Origin of the sequence: Actinomycetospora aeridis, from assembly GCF_037400275.1 — a bacterium.
In the GTDB taxonomy this organism is placed as follows: domain Bacteria; phylum Actinomycetota; class Actinomycetes; order Mycobacteriales; family Pseudonocardiaceae; genus Actinomycetospora; species Actinomycetospora aeridis.
Window position 1 is genome coordinate 1 of the sequence record NZ_JBBEGL010000015.1, and the last position, 21,777, is coordinate 21,777.

The 21,777-nt window shown below is 76.6% G+C and carries 1 protein-coding gene; it reads left to right on the forward strand.

What is annotated here, in order from left to right:
• The first annotated feature begins 134 nt into the window (after nucleotides 1–134).
• Nucleotides 135–21,758, forward strand: a complete 21,624-nt coding sequence (locus tag WCD41_RS29305) for a LysM peptidoglycan-binding domain-containing protein (RefSeq protein WP_337718787.1) — start codon at nucleotides 135–137, stop codon at nucleotides 21,756–21,758.
• Nucleotides 21,759–21,777 lie beyond the last annotated feature (19 nt).

Here is a 21,777-nt window from a genome sequence, read left to right on the forward strand (position 1 = left end):
ACACCGACACCGCGACTCCGGTGACGTCGGCCGACTCTGCCGATCCGGTGGTCGAGAACACGGGCGACGACCGGACCTCGACCGGGACGACCGACGGGACGCCGTCCACGCCCACCCCTGCAGCGACCGACGGGGTGTCCGCTCCGGTGGTCGACGACGCCTCGCCGGGCACCGGGGTCGGCGACGGCGCGACGGGATCGGGTGCCGGGCCCCCGGCCTCCGGTGACCAGCGAACCACTGAGCTGACCGACCACCACGACGACTCGTCGCCGGCGAGCGCGGAGGTGGCGTCCACCGACCCCGGCACCGACGGCACCGCCGCGGGAGAGGTCACCGCTCCCGGGATCACTCCTGGGATGGGGTTCACTGCTCTCCTCTCGGACGACGACAACCGCCCCGGCGCGCAGGACGACACGACGAACGGCGCCACCACCGTCGGCCTGCAGCTCCCCGGCCCGACAGCGACGGATGGCTCGTCCGGCGGCGACACCGTGGCGACGACCGGCGACGGCACTGCCTCTGTCGTCCCCTCCGCCTCGGGCTTCACGGCTCTGCTCCCGGGCGGTACTGCGAACCTCTCCCCGCAGGACGCGGCCCCGGCGGGGCTGACCGGCTCCGACGGCGCCACGGACGCGGGCGCCCCCGCGGTCTCCTTCGCCGACGCCACACGGCCGGCGGGCACGGACGTCCCCGACGAGGGCGCGGGGACCGCGCCTGCCGGTCCGCAGATCGTCGCCGTGCCGCCCGTCCTCCCCGGGGGGCCTGGCCTGCCCGGCGGCGGGGGTGGAGGAGGTGGCGACGACTCACGCGATCGCGACGGGACGCACGACGGCCCGGAGGAGCTCGCCACGACGGTCCCGGACGTCGCCCCCAAGCCCGACGCTCCGGCCACCGATCTCCGCGACCAACCGATGGCGCCGCTGCAGTACGGCACCGACATCGGGATGCCGAGCTCCGGCACGGGCTCGCTCTACGGGCCGGTGGACGAGGGGACGACACGCGAGGTCGAGGTCCAGGACACGGGCCCGAGCCGCACCACCATCACCACCGACACGCGCGCCGACGGATCGACGACCGTCTACACCGACAGGTCGGACCGCAACGGGCGGACACAGCGCGTCGTGGAGAGCACGCCGGCCACGGGCACGTCCGGCGGGGCGGACCCGGCGATCTCCGGGGAGTGCTCCGGCGACTTCTGCGGCACGAAGGCGGTCGACTCCAGCGGCGCGTCCTCCGGGCGGTGCTCCGGCTACGGATGTGGATCGGTCCGGGTCGAGACTCCCGACGGCAGCGAGGTCGACTGCTCGACAGCGCAGTGCACCGGGCGGCTGGCGGGACAGGACGGCGCCGAGGACGACACCGTCGTCTCCACCGCGACCGCCGCCGAGGGCCCGAGCTTCACCCTCACCCGCGACGCGGACACGCACCGCGGCACCGGCGAGTTCACCGGTGGCGGCGGGATCGACTCGGGCACCGGCGGCGAGGTCCGCACATCCGAGGGCGGCGGGCACGTCGACCTCGTCGGCACACGCCCCGACGGCACCCCGGACGACGTCGGTGCGACGGCCGGGTGCGCCGCCGCGGGCTGCGTCGCGAGCGGTCGGGATGGACAGCAGGCCACCGCCGGCGAGGGCGAGACCTCGGCGGCCGAGGTGCGGCTCGGTGCCGCGGAGAACGCCGGGGACACCGACCCCGACGCCCCGCTGGTCGTGACCCCCGACCCCGACGGCGGGATCGACACCACGGGCGACGTGGCCGCCACCGGCGACGGCGCCACCACCCGCACGGCGGACGGTTTCACCTCGACCGGGGAGGGCCCGACAGGCATCGCCGCCGTCAGGGACGCGATGGACGGCCCGTCGGACGGCATCTGCACCGGCAACGGCTGCCGCCTCGACGACGGCCGGGGCAACACCGTGACCGCGACCGGTGACAACCTCGAGCCCACCAACCTCGTCGGGCGCGACGGCGACCAGGGGGCGCACACGGAGTGCACCGTGGCCTGCCTCCAGCACGTCGCGTTCGACGCCGCCCCGGATCGGCGGCCCGACCAGTACGGGACCCTCACGGCCGGGACCATGAGCGTCGATGGCCGCGACGCGAACGGCGTCGGGCGCTGGGACTGCAGCCACTGCAGCGTGATGCTCGCCGAGGGCGAGGGGGCCGGCGCACCCCAGGGCACTTCCCACGGCACGACGCGCGGTGACGACGGCCGGCGCGCTCAGCTGCATGCCGACGGCCGCGCCGCGACGGTGGCCGACAGCACCGGGCGGACCTACGTCAACCTCACCGACCCGGCCGGCCACCTCGACCTCACCGGTACCGACGTCACCGGCTGGGGCGGCGGGGTCCACTGCGTCGGCGATTGCCTCGGCACGGACCGCACGGGCGCCACCCTGCGCGCTCCGTCCGGGCGGTCCTTCGACGACGCGCACCCGACCGAGCCGATCTTCCAGCAAGGGACGCTCACCCACCGCTTCGCGACCGGCGAGGCCGACGGTGGCGAGTGGACCGTCGGCAACGCCTGGGCCGAGGCCACGGGGACCGTTCCCGGCGGCGGCACCCAGACCTACCGCCCGACGTACGGCGGTGGGGGCGGGTTCACCCAGTTCTTCCCCGACGCGGTCGACCGCGGCGGCGCCGCGTGCGCCTTCGGGTCGGGCGGTCTCTGCGACGGACACAGCGAGGACGGCCGGCACTTCGTGACGCTGGACGGACCGATCGGCCCCGGGACGCCCGGGATGGGTGAACGCGGCACCGTCCTGTCCTACGACGGCGGCTGGAGCACGTCGGAGGCCGCCGCGGACTCGTCGTCGGCCTTCGCGGGTTCGGACCCCGAGACCGAGCGGATGCCCTGGACCCCGGTCACGGACGCCGCCGTGGAGGAGTTCGACGACCGCTACACCCGCGGCGCAGGCCGCGCACTGTCCGAGGGCGAGATTCCCGGTCAGGCCCGGTCGGAGGTCGTCCCCCCGAGCATCGGTGTCTCCGACCGGTTCGGCTCGGGCATGACGGTCACCCAGGGCATGCGTGACGCCCTGGCCCTGACCGCACTGCGCAACCAGGTCACCCGGGATCAGGATTCGTCGGCTCTGGGGCCGGAGCTCCCCGTCCTCGACGGGCTGGTCCGCCAGGCGCGCAGCGACGGCGACGTCTCCGCCGACGAGCAGCAGGCCATCGCCGACGCCGCCGACGCCCTCGAGAGTGACCACCCCGGTGCGCTCGGTCGGTGGGCGGAGTCCCAGGGGCTGCTCGACGGGATCGAGGCGCGCGCGATCACCGACGCCCCCGGGTACGCGCAGTACCTCGTGGGGCGCAGCCCCGAGGTGGTCGGCGACGTCCTGGGCTGGGCCGCGGACGACCCACGCCGGCAGGGCATCCCGTCCGAGGAGGACGTGCGCCTCGCCGCGGACGGCATCGTCGCGCAGCAGCAGGCGGTCATCGACACCGCCGACGCGCTCGCGACCTTCGCCGACTCGACCGAGAACCGCGCCCTCGACCAGCGCATCGCCGACTGGGAGAACCAGCTCGCCACCGCGCAGGCCGGCGGTCTCACCCAGGCCGAGGCCGACCGGCTCAACGCCGACCGCGAGGCGATCCTCGCCGACTCCGCACCCCTGGAGCAGCAGCGGCACACGCTGCTCACCACGCTGCGGACGCAGCAGGGCGCCCTCCGCGACCTCGACCTCGGCCTCCTCGCCGAGGACGGGATCCCCGACATGGAGGTCGTCCCGGATCCCGAGTACCTGGCAGGCCTGGTGGGCCCGGACGCCACGCTCGACCTCGTCAACGGCGTTCAGGCCGGCCTCGATCCCACCGTCGCGGACACCGGGTACCAGCAGGGGCTCGGCACCATCGAGCAGCTGGCCGGGCTCGTCTACGGCGGCGCGCTCGACGCTCCTCGCGCCGACACCAACCAGCTCGGCACGGCGCGCCTGCCCTCGACCCTGATGCCCGACATCCCCGCGGCGATGCGCGTCGGCTCGGTCGTCGACGGTCTCCGCACCCCCACGGGCGCCCTGACCGACGCGTACTACCAGCGCCTGCTCGACCCGAACTCCTGGCACCAGGGCATGCCCGAGGCGCACGAGGCCGTCGCCTACGACCCGAACCAGCTGATGGAGCTCGTCACGGCCGCCGGACTGGCGGACGGTCGCAGCCCCTACGGCACGGCCTACGACCCGACCGGCGTGCGCGGGCTCACCGACGATCTCCTGCTCTCCAGCGCCGACGGTGTCCTGCTCGCGCGCTACGCCGGACAGGTCGACGAGGACCCCCTCGGCCGGCGCGGGCCCGTCGGGACGTGGTTCGACCAGTCCTGGCGCAAGCCCGGCGACTGGGCCACGTGGACGGCGGGACTCGACCCCGACGGCGACGACCTCCAGCGTCTCGAGACCCTCCAGGACGCGGCCAACATGGGATTCCTGGACGCGACCGCGCAGACGATCACCGATGCGCTGAACGATCTCGACGGCATCGAGGCCGGCGAGGCCCGGACGAACCCGGGCGTCAACGAAGCCGCCGGGCAGGCCGTCGTGATGCTTCCGCACATGATCGATGCGCTGTGGACCGAGGTCACGCCGATCCCGGCGGCGCTGATCGACCTGGGCGCCGACCGCGCGGGCATCGACGGAGGCCTCGGTCTGCTCCAGCCCCTCGAACCCGGTGAGAGCGCGACCCCGTTCACCGACGGGCTGATCCACCAGCTCACCGGGTCCGCCGACCGCTTCACCGGTCTCGTCACCGGCGACCTCGACGCCGCGAGCAAGGGCTACACGGGCACCCAGCTCGACGCCGACGGCCGCGAGGTCCTCGACCCGATCTCGGGGCGCCCCGTGCAGGCCAATCCCTGGATGACCGGCCTCGAGGACCTCGGCACGGCGGCCCTGGTCGTGGCACCCGTCTCGGGTGCGCTGGGCAAGGTCATCCACTCGGCGCGGGACCAGGCCGCCGCGGTGAGCGTCGAGGCGGGGATGCTGCGCTCCGGCGCCCGCGATGCCCTGCCCGACGCCCGGATCGCGGTCGAGGGCCGGACCTACACGCCCCGCGAGGCCGTCGCGAACGCCGAGTACCTCGACCTCTTCGCCGCCGACCTGTCACGGCACGCCGACGGGCTGTCCCGCGCCCAGCGCGCCCTGAACGTCCCGATCCAGGCGGGCGCCGCCCCGTTCACCATGTACACCGCCGGGGCACGCCTCGCCGCCCGCGGGGTGTCGACCGGACTCGGCGCCGCCGCCGACGGATTGCGTACCGCCGCCGCCGGGACGATCACGCCGGACGGTGTCCGGACAGCACCCCGCGGGGCCGCAGCCATGGACACGCTCGGTCGCGGTCTGGGGCAGGCCTCCTACGGCGCCGGGATGGTCGGCCGCCACGGTCTCCTGAGGCTCGACACCGCCCTCCAGCAGCTGGGCGAGGACCGGGCGCTGCTCGGCGTCGGACCCCGCGAGTCCGCCGCAGCGATCCACGGGCGGGTGCGCGCCTGGCTCGACAGGAACCCGGTGCCGACGCGCGCGGAGGGCGAGTCGGCCGTCGACTTCGCTGCGCGCGAGACGCGGTACCGCGAGCAGTCCCGCGACGTCCACGCCGCCGCCGAGCGGCTCGCCGAGCGTCGGCTCGCCCAGCACGCCGAGGCACCGGACGCGCGCCCGTCAGTCGACCCCGCCGCTCCCGGTGATCCGGCGGGCCTCCCGGTCGGTCCTGTCCAGGGCACCGTCGGGAGCGGCGGCGGGGCGGGCGGGAGCGGCGGCCCGACCCCGACGCCCGGCGACGGCCCCGCCGGCGGACCTGCCGCGCGCGGTGACGGTGCCGACGGCCCGGCGATGCGCGACGGCGAGACCGTCCCCGCGGCCGACATCGACCCGCTGCACACCGGCGTGCCTCCCCCGACGGTGCTCGACTCCGCCACCCTGAACGCCCGCGGGGCCCGCAGCCTCGCCGACCTCGCCGCCGAGACCGGACGCCCCGAGCAGTCGATCCGTGACGCGCTTGCCGCGGACACCCACGCGCAGGCCCGGGTGGTGCTGGTCCGCGATGCGGCCGGCACCGAGTACGTCGCTCGCCGCGCCCCCGACGCCGAGCAGGCCACGGTCGTCGAGGGCGACCCCACGATCCTCGGCCGTGCCGCAGAGATCCAGCGCATCGCGCGGGACGAGTTCGACGGCCTGTCCGACGCCGAAGCCGCCGCGAGCCTGCGTGCGGATCCGAGCCCCGACCGTGTCCACGCCGCGGTGGTCGAGCTGCAGAACCGGCTCGCCGTCGAGCACAACGAGGCCCGCGCGCCCGGGCAGAAGCGCCACGACCCCGTCACCGACGGCATGGTCGAGGCCGGCGTCGCGTTGCGTGACGGCTTCGGTGTCCAGAAGGAGACCGGCGGCCGCAAGACCCAGATCGGCCTCGCCTACCTCGCGACCCGGCTGCTGCACGCCGAGCTGACCGGTTCCCCGTTGCGCGGCGGTACGGAGCTGGTCGTGCACTCCCCCGACGCCGCGGCCGACGCCGTCGCGGCGTACGGGGACTTCTTCACGGCGCTCAACACACGCTTCAGGACGAGCCTCACGGTCGGCCATCTCGAGTTCGGCGGCGGCATCCCCACCGCCGCGCGAGCACGGGCCCATGCCGCGGACGTCACCATCGGCCACTACGTGGACCTCGGGTTCGACGCGATCGTCAACGCGCGGTCCCGGCCCGCCCTCCGCTCGCGGACGGAGCCGCCCGCGGCCCGGCTGGTCGACGAGGCCGACCTGGTCATGCACCACGACGGTCGGACGCCCCTGCGCATCCAGGGCGAGGCCGTCGGCGGGGTCCCGCGGGCGGACCTCACCGTCGCCGACGACCTCGCCCGCCAGCTGCACCCGACCGAGCACCTGACCGACGGCCGGATCAACGGCCGCGGCCTCGAGTTTCTGCGCACGATCGAGGGTGGGCTCGACCTCACGCTGCCCCGCCACACGGCGCTGCGGGCGCGCACCGACCGGGCGGCCTGGGCCCACCACGTCCTCCCGGACGCGGCCTGGTCGCTGCGGGACGGGCGCCTGGTGCTCGTCGACGACCTCGTCGGGCGTGCACTGCCCGGGCGTACCTACGACGGCGGCTACCAGCAGGCGCTCGAGATGCGCGCCCACGACGGGATGGTGGACCGCATCAGCCCCGACCACCGACCGTTCGGGGAGATGACGCCCGAGACCTACCTGCGGGACGGCGCCGAGCTCGTGGGGATGTCGGGCACGCTCGTGCCCTCCGCCGGCGTGCTGGGCGAGCGATTCGGACTGCAGGTCTACCGGCCCCGGCCCAACCACGGGACGTCGCGGCTCGTCGACCGCGGGCAGCGGGTCCACGCGGACCAGGACGCCAAGCACGCGGCGGCCATCGAGGACATGCTGCGGGCCCACGCCGCCGGGCAGCCGGTCCTCGTCGTGGCCTCGCACACCGCGCTCCAGCGCTACGTCCGGCGGCTCACCGAGGACCTGATCCCGCACGAGCTCGTCGACCCGTTCATGAGCGAGCAGCAGGTCCGGGAGATCGTGGAGCGCGCCGGTGAGCGGGGCGCGGTCACGATCGCGACCAACCGCCTCAACCGCGGCACCGACATCGAGCCGACGCAGGCGGCCCTCGATGCCGGCGGGCTGCACGTCGTCATCACCGAGCCCGTCCCGTCCTACCTGCTCACCCAGCTCAAGAACCGGGCCGGACGCGACGGCCAGGACGGGTCGTGGTCGCAGCACACCGCCCGCGACGACGTCGCCTACCGCACCGCCGACGGCTACGTCTTCTCCTCCGAGGCGCCGGCCGCGCTCCCCGACGGCTCTCCGTTGGCCCGGATGCAGGACGCCCTGAACCGACAGATCGATCTCGACGCCGTCGTCGCCCGGCAGGGGACGACGCCGCCGGCACCGGTCGTCGGGAGGCCGACGTTCCGCACCTCACGGGTGACGGGGCTCGGGGCGAACCCCGCCGGCATCGACCTCCACCAGCTCGCCGTCGCGCGGTCCGGGCGGGCGGTCCCCGAGCTCGGCGTGACGGACAACGCCGCGCTGCAGGCGCTCCTCGAGCAGGCCGGATCCACGCCGCTGACGAGCGCCCGGGCCGCGGAGATCGCCGCGCTCATCCCGCAGCGGACCCTGCACTACGACGTCGCCCGCGGCCTGGCGCGCACGGTCGAGGCGACGACCAGCATCGTCCGGACCGCCGAGGTGGGCGAGGCGCTGGGTATGAGCCCGCGCGAGCTCGCGGACACCCGTGCGGTCGCCGAGGCGCTGCTGGCCCGCGGGGGCGAGCCGACCGGCGCCGGCGCGCTCGCCCTGGCCACCCTGGAGCCCGCCGCACTCCGGGCGTTCGTCGACCATCTCCGCGGCCGCCCCGGCGTCGACCAGGAGGCCCTCGCCACCGCCGTCGAGGCGCTGCGGTCGGCTCGCGACGGGCTTCCCGACGCCGGCCGCACGGTGCGGAGCGAGGCCGCGGTCCGCGAGGACGTGCTGGCCCGACTGCGGGCGACCGACGACGGCACGGTCGATCTGGCGATGGTCGACGGGGCGCTGCGCACGGCCTTCGAGGCCCTCCACCCCGCGGAGCAGGGACTCTGGGACCAGGCCAACCGGATCGAGGGTCTGCTCGCGGGTCTCGATCTCACGTCCGCACAGCGCGACGCGCTCTACCAGGAGCTCCTCGACCGCGACATCACCACCGCCACCGCCCTGCTCGACCAGGCCCCCGACGACCTCGGCCCCGCAGGGACCGCCGCCCTCGAGGCCGGCCGGGCCCGTCTGACCGAGACGCCGGCGCCGCTGCTGGCGTGGCGTCAGAGCCACCGCGACGCGTTGGCGGACCAGGAGGTGTGGTCCGACCGCGAGCTCACCGCGGTGTTCGGTGAGGTGCTCACCGACCTCTACGGCGGCGCGGTGGCCGACTGGACCGCGTTCTCCGTGCCGGTGCTGCGTGAGGCGGTCGGCCTGCCCGCGGTCGCCGACCTGATCACCCAGCTCGCCGACCACGGTGCGCTCCCCGCCGACGTCGCCGCGATGTGGCAGCGGGCCCGCGCCGGCGAGCTCACCGCACAGGACCTCGCGGCACTCGTGCCCGTGGCCGCCGGCGCGGTGCTGCGCGACGCGCGCTCCGTCGAGGAACGGGCCGCCCAGCTCGCGGGCCTCGCCGTGATCGACCAGCACCTGCTCGCCCGCCACGGCCCGCGGCTCGAGGGCACGGACGACGCAACGGCCCTGGTCGACGCCCTGCGCCACGCCGGCGCTCCCGTCGACGTGATCGTCGACCTGGCGCGGACGGACGAGCAGGGCGCCGTCGGGGCCGAGGCCCTTGCCGAGCTGTTCACCGTCGCGGCCACGACCCCGGGTGACGTCGCCGACCTCGTGGCCTCGTTCGCCACGGAGAACGGCTTCACCTGGTCCGCCGAGGCGCAGGAGGGTCTCGTGCGCGCCCTCGCCAGGGCGGTCACCCCGGACGGTCGTGGCGCCCCCCTGCACGGCACGGGTGACCAGGGCGCCGGGGTGCCCGGCGACCCGGCGCCGGCGGACGACCGGACGCCGACCGGTGCCGACGGCGTCCTCGCCCCCGTCTCGACCCCGCCGACCGGAGGCTCCTCCCCCGACCCCGGTCCGGCCGCCGGCGACCGGGCGGCCGCGGACCACGACGGCGGCCCGGCGGGTTTCCTGCAGACCACGCGCCTCGGACGGATGATCATCGCCGCCCTGGCCCGCGGGCCCCCGGTCCTCGGCGCGCTCTTCATCGCCGGCGGCGTGCTCGCCGGACCGGTCGCCGTCGCCCTCGGTGGCACCCAGGTCGCCCCGCCGACCGCGAACGCCGCCGTGGCCCTCGTGACGGAGCCGGCCGCGCCCGTCCCCGCGACGGTGCCGCGCCCCGACCACGTCCACCTGCTCGAGGGCGACCAGCTCGGCCGCCTCGCGTCCTCCCTCCACGTCGGTCTCGACGAGCTCGCCGTCGCGAACCCCGGGATCACGGAGCTCGACCGGGTCCGGGCGGGCCAGGAGATCGCGCTGCCGGACACCTGGGGCGGCACCTGGACCGTGCGCCGCGGCGACACGCTCACCGAGATCGGTGAGCGCCTCGCGCTGACGCCCACCGACATCGCGGAGGCCGACCCGGCGCGCTTCGCCGGCACCGACCTCGACCTCATCCGCACCGGCGAGACCTTCCGTGTAGTCCCGGTCACGCCGCCGGCCACCGCTGCGCACGACCACGTCGACGAGGAGCGGTCCGGCTCCGGAGACCCGACGGCCTCGACGACCCCGACCCCCACCCCGACCGCGACGCCCACCGCGACGCCCACCGCGACGGCGACACCGGTGCCCTCGACCGACCCCGAAACCTCGGTCGGGCCACGTCCGGCGCCCGGCCCCACGTGGTGGCCGGGCCTGACGCTGCCCGCCGCCGTCGCCGGCGCGCTCTACGGTCTCTACCGGCTCACCCGGCGCCACATCGGCTCCGCCCCCGATCGGCGCTCCCCCGACGAGCGACGCGTGGCCGCCGCCGTCAGCGCGCGCGACCAGGCGCTCACCGCCCACCGCGCACGCACCGCCCTGGTGCCGTGGCTCGCGGCGCACCTCGCGGACGTCGAGCCCTCGTGGCCACCCGACGAGATCGCCCGCCGTATCGCGACGGCGCTCGGGGGGCTCGTCACCCCCGTCGAGGTGCAGCGACTGCTCGGCGCGGCGAGGGGAGCTCCGGCGCAGCCCGGCCGTCCGTTGGCCCCGACCATCCTGACCGAAGGCGCGACCGCGGCGCTGGCGCACGTCGCCCGGCAGACGGAGCGGTGGCGCGGTGACATCGACCGGGCCGAGGAGCGCCTGCAGGACGCCATCACCGCCGCCGACCGTGCCGGGACGGGCGACCGGGCCCTCGCGCGGCTGGTCGGCACCCGCCGCGACGAGATCGCCGACGTCCGCGCCGGCCGCCCCAGCGCCGAGCAGCGCGAGCAGGATGCCCTCGCGCGCCTGGTCCGCGCCTGGGACCACCGTCCCCGCGAGGATTTCCTCGCCGCGGAGAGCGCCCTCCTCGCGACACGCATGGACGTCGTGACGGGCCTCGTCGAGGCCGGCGCTCCCGCGGAAGCGATCGAGACGGCCCGCGACGAGGTCGTCGCACTCGCCCGGCGGATGCGCGACGCGGTGCACGGCGTCCCGCCCGGCGGGTTCCAGAGCCGCCACGGTCAGGACGAGGCGAACGACCCCCTGGCCGCCGTCGCGGGGACCGCGATGACGCCGATCCGGGCTCGGCTGCTCGCCGAGGGCCTCGTCGACCCGGCGGCCCTGCCGCCCGGGGTCTCCGCCCGGGCCGGTGTGATCGCGAACCTGTTCGTCCGCCTCACCGGCGAGCTGCTCGACCCGCGCGCGGGCACCCCCGCGGGCGACGCACTGGCGCGCCGGATCCCCGGTCTGGTGGTCCCCCGGGTGCGCTGGTCGACCCTGCCCGCGTCCTCCGGCGAGCGGTCGTGGCACGCCTGGTCGGGCAGCGAGCTCGAGGTGCACGTGAACCTCGGCCGTGGAGCGGGCGCCGCGGTGCACGAGGTGACCGAGGCCCTCCTGATCGCGGCCGGCCACCCGGCGGCCGCCGCGCACCGGATCGCGACGTTCACGGAGCGTGCGGTGCCCGGCGAGGTCGTCGACCCGACGAGCTGGCTCACGCGGCGGGGACGACAAGAGATCGCGGAGCTCCGCGAGGCCGGGCGTCACGACGACCTCCGCGCGATGGCCGTGCACCACGGACGGGCACTGGGCCCGGCCATCGACGACGCGTCGGACGTCGGCCGGTGGCCGAGCGCCGTGCCGGACGCCGCGACGTGGCGGGCTGTCGACCGGGCCTACGCCGCCGGGCTGGTCGCCGAGATACGCCGGGTCGAGGGCCTGCAGCGCCGGACCGACCTCCTGCGCCGCTGGCTGCGGGAGCTCCGCAGGCTCTCACCGCTCCCCCGCCTCGTCCTGCACCGCGCAGCGGGCCTCGCGGCGAGGTCGTCGGGCGTCGATCTGGACCGCGCCCGCAGGGGCGTGCGTGCCGCCGAGACCGCCCTGGACGTCGCGCGACGCGACTGGGCCGAGCGCGCGGACTGGCTGCCCTGGCTCGCGGCGCGCCTCTCCGAGGACGGCAGCTCTCCCTCGGACGCCGCCGTCCGCGCCGCCGTCGCACTGGGGCTCGACCCGGTGGAGGCCGCCGCGGTCGCCGCGACCGGATCGCGCCGCGCCCCGGCGTTCATGCCCGCTGCGGCGCCGGCCGACCGTGTCCTCGCCGTCGTCACCCAGCAGGTCGCGGCCCGCCGCCGTGCCCGGGACCAGGCCGAGGTGGCCGTGACGGAGTGGACCGTCGAGCTCGACGCCGCCCGCGGGGCCTTCTGGACCGCGGTCGAGGGAGCCGTGCACGAGGCCGCGGGCCAGGGGCTGCGGAACCGCCAGATCGCCTTCTGGGTCGAACCGTCGACCCGCGCCCTCGTCACCACCGGGACCGGATGGTTCCCGGCCGACAAGGCGGTGTGGGGCGCGGCGGCGGAACGGGTCGCGCAGGTGCTCGACCGCGCGGAGTCCGGCCCGCAGCAGCGGCTGACCGTCGTCGACGCCGCCCTCGGCCTGCTCCGGGTGCACCGCGCGGCGCGTCTGGCCACCGGGCAGAGCCCGTCCCCGGAGGCCGCGACCTCCCACGCGGCGGCCTTCCGCGCCGTCGACCCGACCCTCGACGCCGCGCATCTCACCGAGCGCCTGGTCACCCTCGGGATCCCGCGGCGCGTGGCCGAGGCGATCGGCGAGCGCCGCCCGACGTACGGCGCGACCTGGGACATGCACCTGCACCACGGCGACTACTCCGACCCGCGCTACACGAAGCTGGCCGACCTGCTGAGCTGGCTGCGGGACGCCGGCCACACCGGCCGGGTCGTCCTGTCCCCGATCCCCCAGCGTGGCCGAGGCCTGGCGACGGCGGGCGGCGGCTTCTACTACGCCAACACCGGAGAGCTCCGCCAGGGCATCACCTTCGGCCACCCGATGCTCACGATGCGCGGGAAGTTCCCCGACGTCCGGCTGTTCGACGCGATCCGCGCGCTGCCGGACGACCTGCGCTGGCGGGCCCTGCCCGGCATCTCCGGCGCGCGCATCGACATCGCGGGAGCGCACGGCTACCTGCTGACGGCGCTGCTGCTCAACCCCGACCTGGCCTACGTCGTCGCGGAGACGACGCTCGCGAAGGAGGCGGTCACCCGCCTGCTGAAGACCCAGGCCGCGCACGTCCAGAACCCCGACTACGTCCGCTACATGCGGCGCCTGACCACCGCGCTCTCCTGGATCGACGAGGCCGTCCGCGCGGGGCGGCTGGCCCCCACCGCGCTGTCGCCGCAGCTCGCCGATCTCGTCGCCGGCACCGTCGCCCCCGCCGACTTCGCCGAGGTGCTCGCCGGCGCGGCCGAGCCGATCCGGCGCACGCTGATCGACCTCGGTGAGTCGCGCGCGGCCGACACGCTGCGCGGCCGCGACACCGACGGGACCCTGCGCACGACGGCCGGGGTGCCCGACCGCTACAGCCCGCACCTGCGCGAGATGCTCGCCGCCGCACAGATCAGCGGCCAGGTGGTCATCCTCCACAACGACGCCGGCGAGGCGATCGTCGACCGCGACGCGAAGTACGTCGCCGCCACCCCCGACGAGCGCCACCTGCGCCCGCTCGTCGCGCTGCTGCGCCAGTACCCGGACGCCCAGGTCTCGCTCTCGCACCTCGGCGTCGGGAAGTGGACGGAGCTGACCGTCGACCACATCGGGCTGCTGCGGCAGGTCCTCGAGCAGGAGGGCGCGCGGCTGGCGGACCTCGGTCGCGACCGCGAGGCCTTCCCGCGGCTGATGTTCGACATCTCGTGGAACGACCTGGCCCAGCACATCCAGAAGGACGTCGCGGTGCGCAGGGCGGCGATCGCGCTCCTGCGCGATTTCCCCGAGCACTTCGTGTTCGGGACCGACTCGGTGAAGTCGCCGACGCTCGACAACTACCTGCGCCACTACTACGACATGTTCCCGATCCTGCGCGACGTCGCCACCGACGCCCACGGGGCCGCGACGGTCGAGCGGATCCTGTTCCGCAACGCGGAGGGCATGGTCGGCGAGGCCGTCCGCCGCGGGCAGGCGTGGGCCTTCGCGGAGCTCACGGCGCCCGACGGCTTCTACGCGCAGCTCGTCGCCACCGGCCTCCTCGGGGTGGCGCGTCAGCAGGTGGTCGAGCGGTGGCTCGCCGAGCAGCGGGCCGCCGGGGCGGTCGCGCCGGCCGGCTACACCCCCGTCGGGCCGACCCCGGACTGGCGACCGGCGGCGCCGGGCGCGACCCGCGCGCAGATCGAGGCCCACGTGACGGCCTACGTGGACAACCACGAGCAGATCAAGAGCGCGGTGGCCTGGCACAACAGCGTCGGGTTCGAGGTGGTCCGCGGACGCGACTCCCGCGAGCTGCGCAGGACGAACCGCGACCTCCGGCGGGCCGACCGGGATCACGAGGCGGCCGACGCACGGGCCCGCGAGGCCGAGGAGCGCCGGCTGTCGGCCCTGCCCGAGGGTCCCACCGTCACGCGGTGGTGGCAGCGGCTGCTGCGGACGCGCCCGGCCCGCGGGCCACCGGCTCCGTCCCCCCTGCGCGACACGCACGGGAACCCCTACACCCTCGAGGCGCTGCTCTCGGCGCGCGAGGCCCACGCGATGTTCGACCACGGTCCCCTGGCCGCGTCCATCCCCGCCCAGCAGGCCGATGCGCTGCGCGCCGTGCAGGACGCGCAACGCCGCATCGACGCGGCGGAGGCCGACATCGTCACGACTCGCGACTGGTTCCGCACCCGTGCGCGCGGGGCCCGGATCGTCCTCGGGAGCGCGCTCGGCCTCGGCATCGGCGCGCTCGCCTGGGCGCTCGCGGGCGGGCCGCTCTCATCACCGGACGGGCTGGTCGGGCTCACCGTCGGTTCCGGTGCCGGCGCCACCGTCGGCGCGGTGCTCAGCGCCGCCGGGTTCGCGGTGCGTGGTGCCGTGCTGAGCCTGCGCGGGGTGCGGGCCCAGCAGATCCGGGTCGTGCACGAAGCGCCGCTCGAGCGCGGGAGGCTTTCCCGTGCGCTGGTCGAGCGGATCGCGTCCGAGCTGGTGCGCAACCTGCCCTCCGAGGTCCGCCACCACGACCCGGAGAAGCGCGCCAGGATCCTCGCGGAGCGCACGGCGCAGGTCCGGGCGGCCACCGACGAGTTCCTCGTGATCGTCGACGCCCTGGTGCACACACCCCTGGCGCGGGAGGTCCGTGACGCCCACGGGCGGGTCCTGCGGGCCGCGGAGCGCGCCGCGGACCGCGAGGCCCTGGCCGTCGCGGAGTACTCGACGTGGCACGACAAGGTGTCGCGGGCAGTGGGAGCGACCGCCTCGTCCTACTTCGGGTTGCGGCCGCACAGCGGCACCGTCGGTCGTCTGCTGCAGTCCGCGGTGCTGGCGACCTTCGGGGTCAACCTCACCTACCACGGTCTGGCCGCCGTCGACGGGGCCCTGCACCTGACCCAGCAGCCCGGGCCCGCGGTGGTGGCCGCCGTCCTCGGCGTGGCCGTCAACGCGGTCTTCGCCGGGACCGACGTGGTCCTGGGGTGGGCGGCCTTCCGCACCACCGCCGCCGGCTACGTCGGGTGGGACGACACGAACGACCCGCGGCTGCGCAGCGGGCAGAACTGGGCCAACGTCGCCCTCGCCGGCGGCGGGGCCCTGCTCACTGCCCAGTTCCTCGCCCAGGGAGACCTCGGCCAGGCGCTGGCCGCCGCCGGCTTCACCGCGGCCGGCGCGCTGCTCGCCCGGCACGCGGTCGGCATCGAGCGGTACCTCGGCCGGGCCGCCCCGCCCCGCCGGGGCGCGACCGCGGCCCTCATCACCCAGTTCGGGCTCGTCGGTCTCGGCCTGGCGGCACTCCCCCACCCCGTGGTGGCCGCCGTCGGGGTCGGCGTCGCGACCGCCGTGCCCGTCACCTACCTGCTGCGCCGCGCCTGGAAGGCCTTCGCCTCCTACGACCCGCGCAAGAAACAGAGGGGCCACGGACCCGACGGGCCGCTCGCGCTCCCGGGCCCGACGCCGTACCCGACCGGGCTCGTGGCGGAAGCGCTGCGCCGGCTCGCCGGTCGGGCCGTGCCGCTCGACCGTCGCCTGCTGCCCTACGACGCCCGTGGTCCCCCGGTGCGGATCGTCCCCGCCACCGAGCTGGAGGCCGGACTCGAGGAGCAGGGTCTGACCCGGGACGCCGCGCACCGGGTCGTCGGCCGGACGATCGCGTTCACCGTCGACGGGACGGTGTACCTGACCGACGAGCACACCACGCGGATCGCCGCCCGCCACGACGAGCCGTTCGTCGCGCTCTGGTGGCGCGACGCGCTCGCCCACGAGGTCGACCACCACGTGACCGGGCGGGCCGGCCCGGGACGTCACGACGCCGAGGCACGCCGCCTCTCGGAGCGGTTCCGCACGCTCGTCGACCCGGACGCGGGCCGCACGGTGCCGCGGGACGCGTCACTGCGCTCCCTGCTCGAGACCCTCGCCGCCGAGCCCGGCGCGACGACGGCGGGTCTCGCCGCCGGCACCCCGCTCGGCCGCGACGTCGTGAGGAACCGGCTCGTCGCCCTCGGGGAGCTGGGGCTCGTCGCCGCGGACCGGACGGTGCGTCCCCACGGCTACGCCCTCACCCCCGACGGCGCCGCCCTGCTGACCGCCCTCGACGCCCCGGTCCGCACGCGGGTGCTGGACGAGGTGGCGGCCGTCCTGGCGACCGATGCCGCGCTCGGGATCGGGTCGCCGCGGTGGCGCCTGCAGGCCCTGCTGCGGCGGTGGCGGGCCGCGCCGTCGGCCCGTGCGGCCGGTGTGGACCGGCTCGTCGTCGGCGGTGGCCGTGCGGCCGGCTTCCCGGTGGTGGGACCCCGCGACCGGACCCTGAACGTCGACGCGACGGCGGCACCCGACCTGCTCGGGGACGTCGCGGCCACCTCGCTGCCGATCGGGCGCTTCGACGAGGTCGTCGTCGAACGCGTCGGGTTCGCTGCCTTCACCGGTCCGCGGATCGGCGCGCTCGTGAACCTCGTGCTCGCCCTGCGCGACCGGGGGCGGCTGGTGATCGTCACCGGGAGGAAGATCGCCCGCGGGCCGGAGCTCGATGATCTCGTCGACATGCTGGTGCGCCTCGGCCTCACCGACATCACCGTGGAGAACGGGCGGGTCGTCCGCGTCGAGGCGACCCGGACCGCCCCGCCGGCGCCGGTGGACCTGACGGCGGTCCTCGAACGGGCCGCCCGCCTCCTGCGGGCCGCGATCGCCGGGGGCGCACACGGTCGCGAGCAGCTCGCCCACGCGCTGAGCTACACCGGGTACCTCCTCGCCACCCGCCCCTGGCTCGCGGCCGACGACGACGTCGTCCTCGACCTGCGGCCGCGCGGACCGCGGGACGGTGCTCTCGCGCTCACGGGCGCCACGCCGTTCCCGTCGGAGCACGTGGCCGCAGTGCTGCCGACCCTGCCCGAGCGCGCGATCGGGCTCGCGGGGATGCGGCGGCCCACCAGCCGCGGGCCGCCGTTGCGGGTGGTGGACACGCTCGCGCTCGAGGGCGCCCTCGTCGGGCGGGGTCTACGACCCACCGCGGCCGCCGACGCGGTGGCGCGCATGATCGCGTTCACCGTCGGCGGCGTCGTCCACGTGCACCACGAGTGGCTGGTCGAGATCGCCGGGCGCCACCACGAGGCCGCGGTCGCCGCCTGGTGGCGCGACGTGCTGGCCCACGAGGTCGACCACCACGTGGCCGGCGGCGCTGACCCCGCGGAGCACGAGGCCCACGCCGCCGCGCTGGCCGTCCGCTACCGGCGACTCCTCGGCCCGTCACCGGACGAGCTCGTCGCCGCCGAGGCGGACGTCGGCCGCGCGGTCGCCGTCGCGGCCGACAGGACCGCGGTCGCCGTGCGCGCGGTGCTGCGTCCGGTGTCGTGGCAGCACCACGTGCGGACGGCGCTCGTCGGCGCGCAGGCGGCCCTCGGCGACGCGCTGGACGTCCTCCACCGCACGCCGGGGCTGGGCGACCGGATCCCCGAGATGCGCGACCGTCTCGACGCGACCGCGGCGCAGGGGTCGCTCCTCGAGGCCGCGGCCCCGCTGGTGGACGGCGACTTCGGTCCCACGACGGCGGCGTTCTGGTCCGGTGCCCTCGACGCGCTCCCGACGCTCGCCCGTCCCGGCGCCGACCCACGCGTCGTCCGGCGCGTCCTCGGCCACCTCGCCCGGGCGCTCGAGCGGCCGTTCGTCCCGGGCCAGGACTGGAGCTTCCTCGAGCACGCGCCGTGGCTCGCCGGTCAGCCGCCCGGCCGCAACCGACGCGACCGGTTGGCACTGGCGCTCGTGCTGGCGGCGACGGGGCGCGCCCCCTGGGTCGCCGACCTGCCCCGGTCGCGGCGGGGCGCGCGGTCGCTCGGCGAGCTGCTCAGCGTGCTCATCGGCGCGCAGGCCGCCTACCGGACGCCGCTGCTGGCGCTCCTGGACGCCGCGCCCGCACCGACCTGGTTCGCCGACCGCCGCCAGTTCCTCGGCGCCTGGAGCGGGCTGGTCCGGACGGTGACCGAGCTCGACGCCGCCGTGGTGTCCATGGGCATGCGCGGGGACGTGGTCGAGACGCTCCGCACGGCGGCACCGGAGATCGCCGCCGCACCCCCCGCGGACCGGACGGCGGTGGTCACCGCGCAGGTCGGACGGCTCCAGGAGGCCGTCGTCGCCCGCGCCGGCGAGCTGCTCGACGTCGACCTGGACCCGGCTCGGGGGACCCTGCGGCCGGGCACCGACCTCTGGAACGCCGCCGTCGTGTACTTCGCCGTCGCCCGCCCCACGACGCGCGCGATGATCGGGCGCTACCTCGCCGTCCTCGAGCGCGGCGGCGACCGGGCCGCCGCGGCCGACGCGGCCTGGAGGACGTGGCGCGCGGCCTGGGTCGCCGAGCACGGGGTGCCTCCAGCCGTCGTCGCGCGGGAGGGCGTTCCGGACGACCTCGTCGCGGAGGTCGGCGGGCGACCCGTGCTCGTGGGCGCGGTGCTCGACCCCGTCGACGTCCTTCACAGCCGGCATCCCGAGCTCGGCAGCTCGTGCCTCGACTGCGTCCGGGGCTCCGAGCGGGCGCTGACCCAGCAAGCGCTGCTCCACCCCGCTCTGCTGGAGGTCAACGTCTGGGCCCGGAACCCGGACGGCACGCGGGGACCGCGCCTCGCCGGCCTCTCCACGGCCGTCACCGACGCCGGCATCCTGATCACCAGCCACCTCCACACCAGCGGGACCGACGCCCACGGGCCGGCCGTCCGGCGCTGGCTGGAGGTCTGGGCGGCCCGGACCGGGCGCGACCTGCTCACGCCGATGACCCACGGCGAGTGGTACCGCCCGGACGCGCTCGCGCTGCGTGCCGGCGAGGTCCTCCGGGTCCCGGTGGCGCTGTCGCCCTCGCTGGACGGCGCGGACGAGCTGTGGAGCGACGTCCTCGACGGATACGTCTCGCTGCCCCACGAGCAGGAGCTGCTGGTGCACCGCCAGCAGCCGGGCGGGCTGCGCCACATCGAGCTGCTCGACGTCGACCCCGCGCGGGTCTGGGCCGGCGTCCACGGACCCGAGCTGACCCCGGCCGAGGCGCTCGCGTGGTCGTCCGCGCTCGCCCGCGCCGAGCCGGTGGCCGCCGCCCTCGACGGCGTGCTCGACCTGCTGGTGCGCGCCGGCGGTGAGCTGGTCGCGGGCCGGCGGGACGGGCCCGCGCTGCGGACGTTGTGGGGTCACCTCGCGGTGACGGCCTCCCCGCTCCCCGCGATCGTGCTCCACCGCCTCACGGCGCCCGTGGTCGACGGGGGCATCGTCGTCGCGGACGCCGCCCACCGGCGGGACGGCGACGTCCTGCGCGTGTGGGCGAGCGATCCCGTCGGCGCCCTCCACGAGATCACCGAGGCCGTGCTCGCGCCGTGGCTCGGGTTCCACGGCGAGGCGGCCCACGTCGTCGCCACCCTCCTCGAGCGCGTCGTGCCCGGGCAGGGCCGCGACGCGGGCTCCGTGCTCCCCGAGCGCCTCCACCGCGAGGTCGCCGACGTCGTCGCCGCCGGGCAGGTCGGCCTTCTCGTCGCTCTCGTCGCCGACCACGGCGCCGCGCGCACCCGCATCGCGCGGATGCTGCCGGCCGGCCCGTGGCGGGAGCTCGCGCTCGCCTACCTCGACGAGCTGCGAACGCTCGCCACCGCGACCGCGCGGGCGCACGACCGCACCGACCGGCCGGCCATCCGCCTGCAGATGGTCGCCGCTCCCCTGCCGGGCGCCCGCGCGGTCCGCGCCGGCGGGCGGATCGTGGCCGGGGCGGGCGCCGTGGGCGGCACGGCGTTCGTCGGTCTGCTCGTCACCGGCGTGCCGGCGGACGTCGCCGCGGGACTCGCGGCGTCCGGGGCGGCCGCCGGCGCCGTCACGGTGATCGGTCTGCGCGTCCGCGCCGCGTACCGCGCCTGGCTGGACCGACACCCGGTCGCGGCCGCGATCCACCGTGCCCTCACGAACCAGCCCGGCGACGGCCCCCTCGCCCTCCCCGGCCGGCACACCTACCCCGAGCGGTCCGTCGCCACGGCGCTGCGGGCCATCGCCGACCGCTCCCTCCCCCTCGACCCGGCGTCGCTCCCGTACGACCCCCGCGGCCCGCCGGTGACGACGGTCACCGCCCGCGATCTTCGGCGCGTGCTCGTCGCGGCGGGCCTGACCACCGCCCGGGCCGCCGACGCCGTGGCCCGGACCCTCGCGTTCACGGTCGACGGGACGGTCGTCCTGGTCCGCGAGCGCGCCGAGGCGATCGCGTCCCGGATCGCACGGCCAGGGGTCGCCGCGTGGTGGGCGGACGTGCTGGCCCACGAGGTCGGGCACCACGTCGACGGCTCCGCGCGGGACCACGGGCCCGACACCCGCCGGCTCGCCCGCGAGCACGACCACCTGTTCGGCGCGTCCCCGGGGCTCACCCGCGCCGATCGGGGGTTCGCGGTGCCGGGCGGGTCCGGCGGCGTCGTCCGCGGCGACGGGCCACGCGGCTCCGACCGTCGCCGCACCACGGCCGCACGGGTGCGGCGCCGGCGGAAGACCTCCGCGATCCGGGCCCGGGCCCGTGGTCCCCCGCGCGACGTCGCGTCACCCGCCCGACCACGTCCTCACTCGATCCCAGGAGATGAACCGATCATGACCACGACCGCCCACACCCCCACCGAGCGGGGCGCGATGCTGCGCGCCATCGCCATCGCCGTCGCCGCCGTCACCGGGGCGGCGCTGCTGCTCGGGCTGCTGGCCGGCGCACTCGGTACGGCGTCGGAGGACGCTCCCCCGGCGGCCACCGCTGCCGCGGCACCCGCGACCCCGGCTCCGCTCGGCCCGACGGCCGTGCCGGTCCCGACGGCCGACACCCCGGTGGTCCCGTCCGCGCCGGTGGCGACCCGGCACGTGGTGGCCACCGGCGAGACCCTGTCCGAGCTGGCCCAGCAGTACCGGGTGCCGACGGAGCTGCTCGCCGCGGACAACGCGATCAGCGACCCGGACCGGATGGGCACCGGGCAGTCGCTGGCGATCCCGGCCCCGCCGGCCGGCGTCGTCGTCATCACCGACGGCGCCACGCTGAGCGGTTACGCCGCGCAGTACGGCACGAGCGTCAGCGACCTGATGGCGCTCAACCCGCAGATCACGGACGCCGACCGCATCCTCGCCGGCGCCGGACTGCGAATCGCCACCGGCTGACGCCCCGACCCGGGAAACG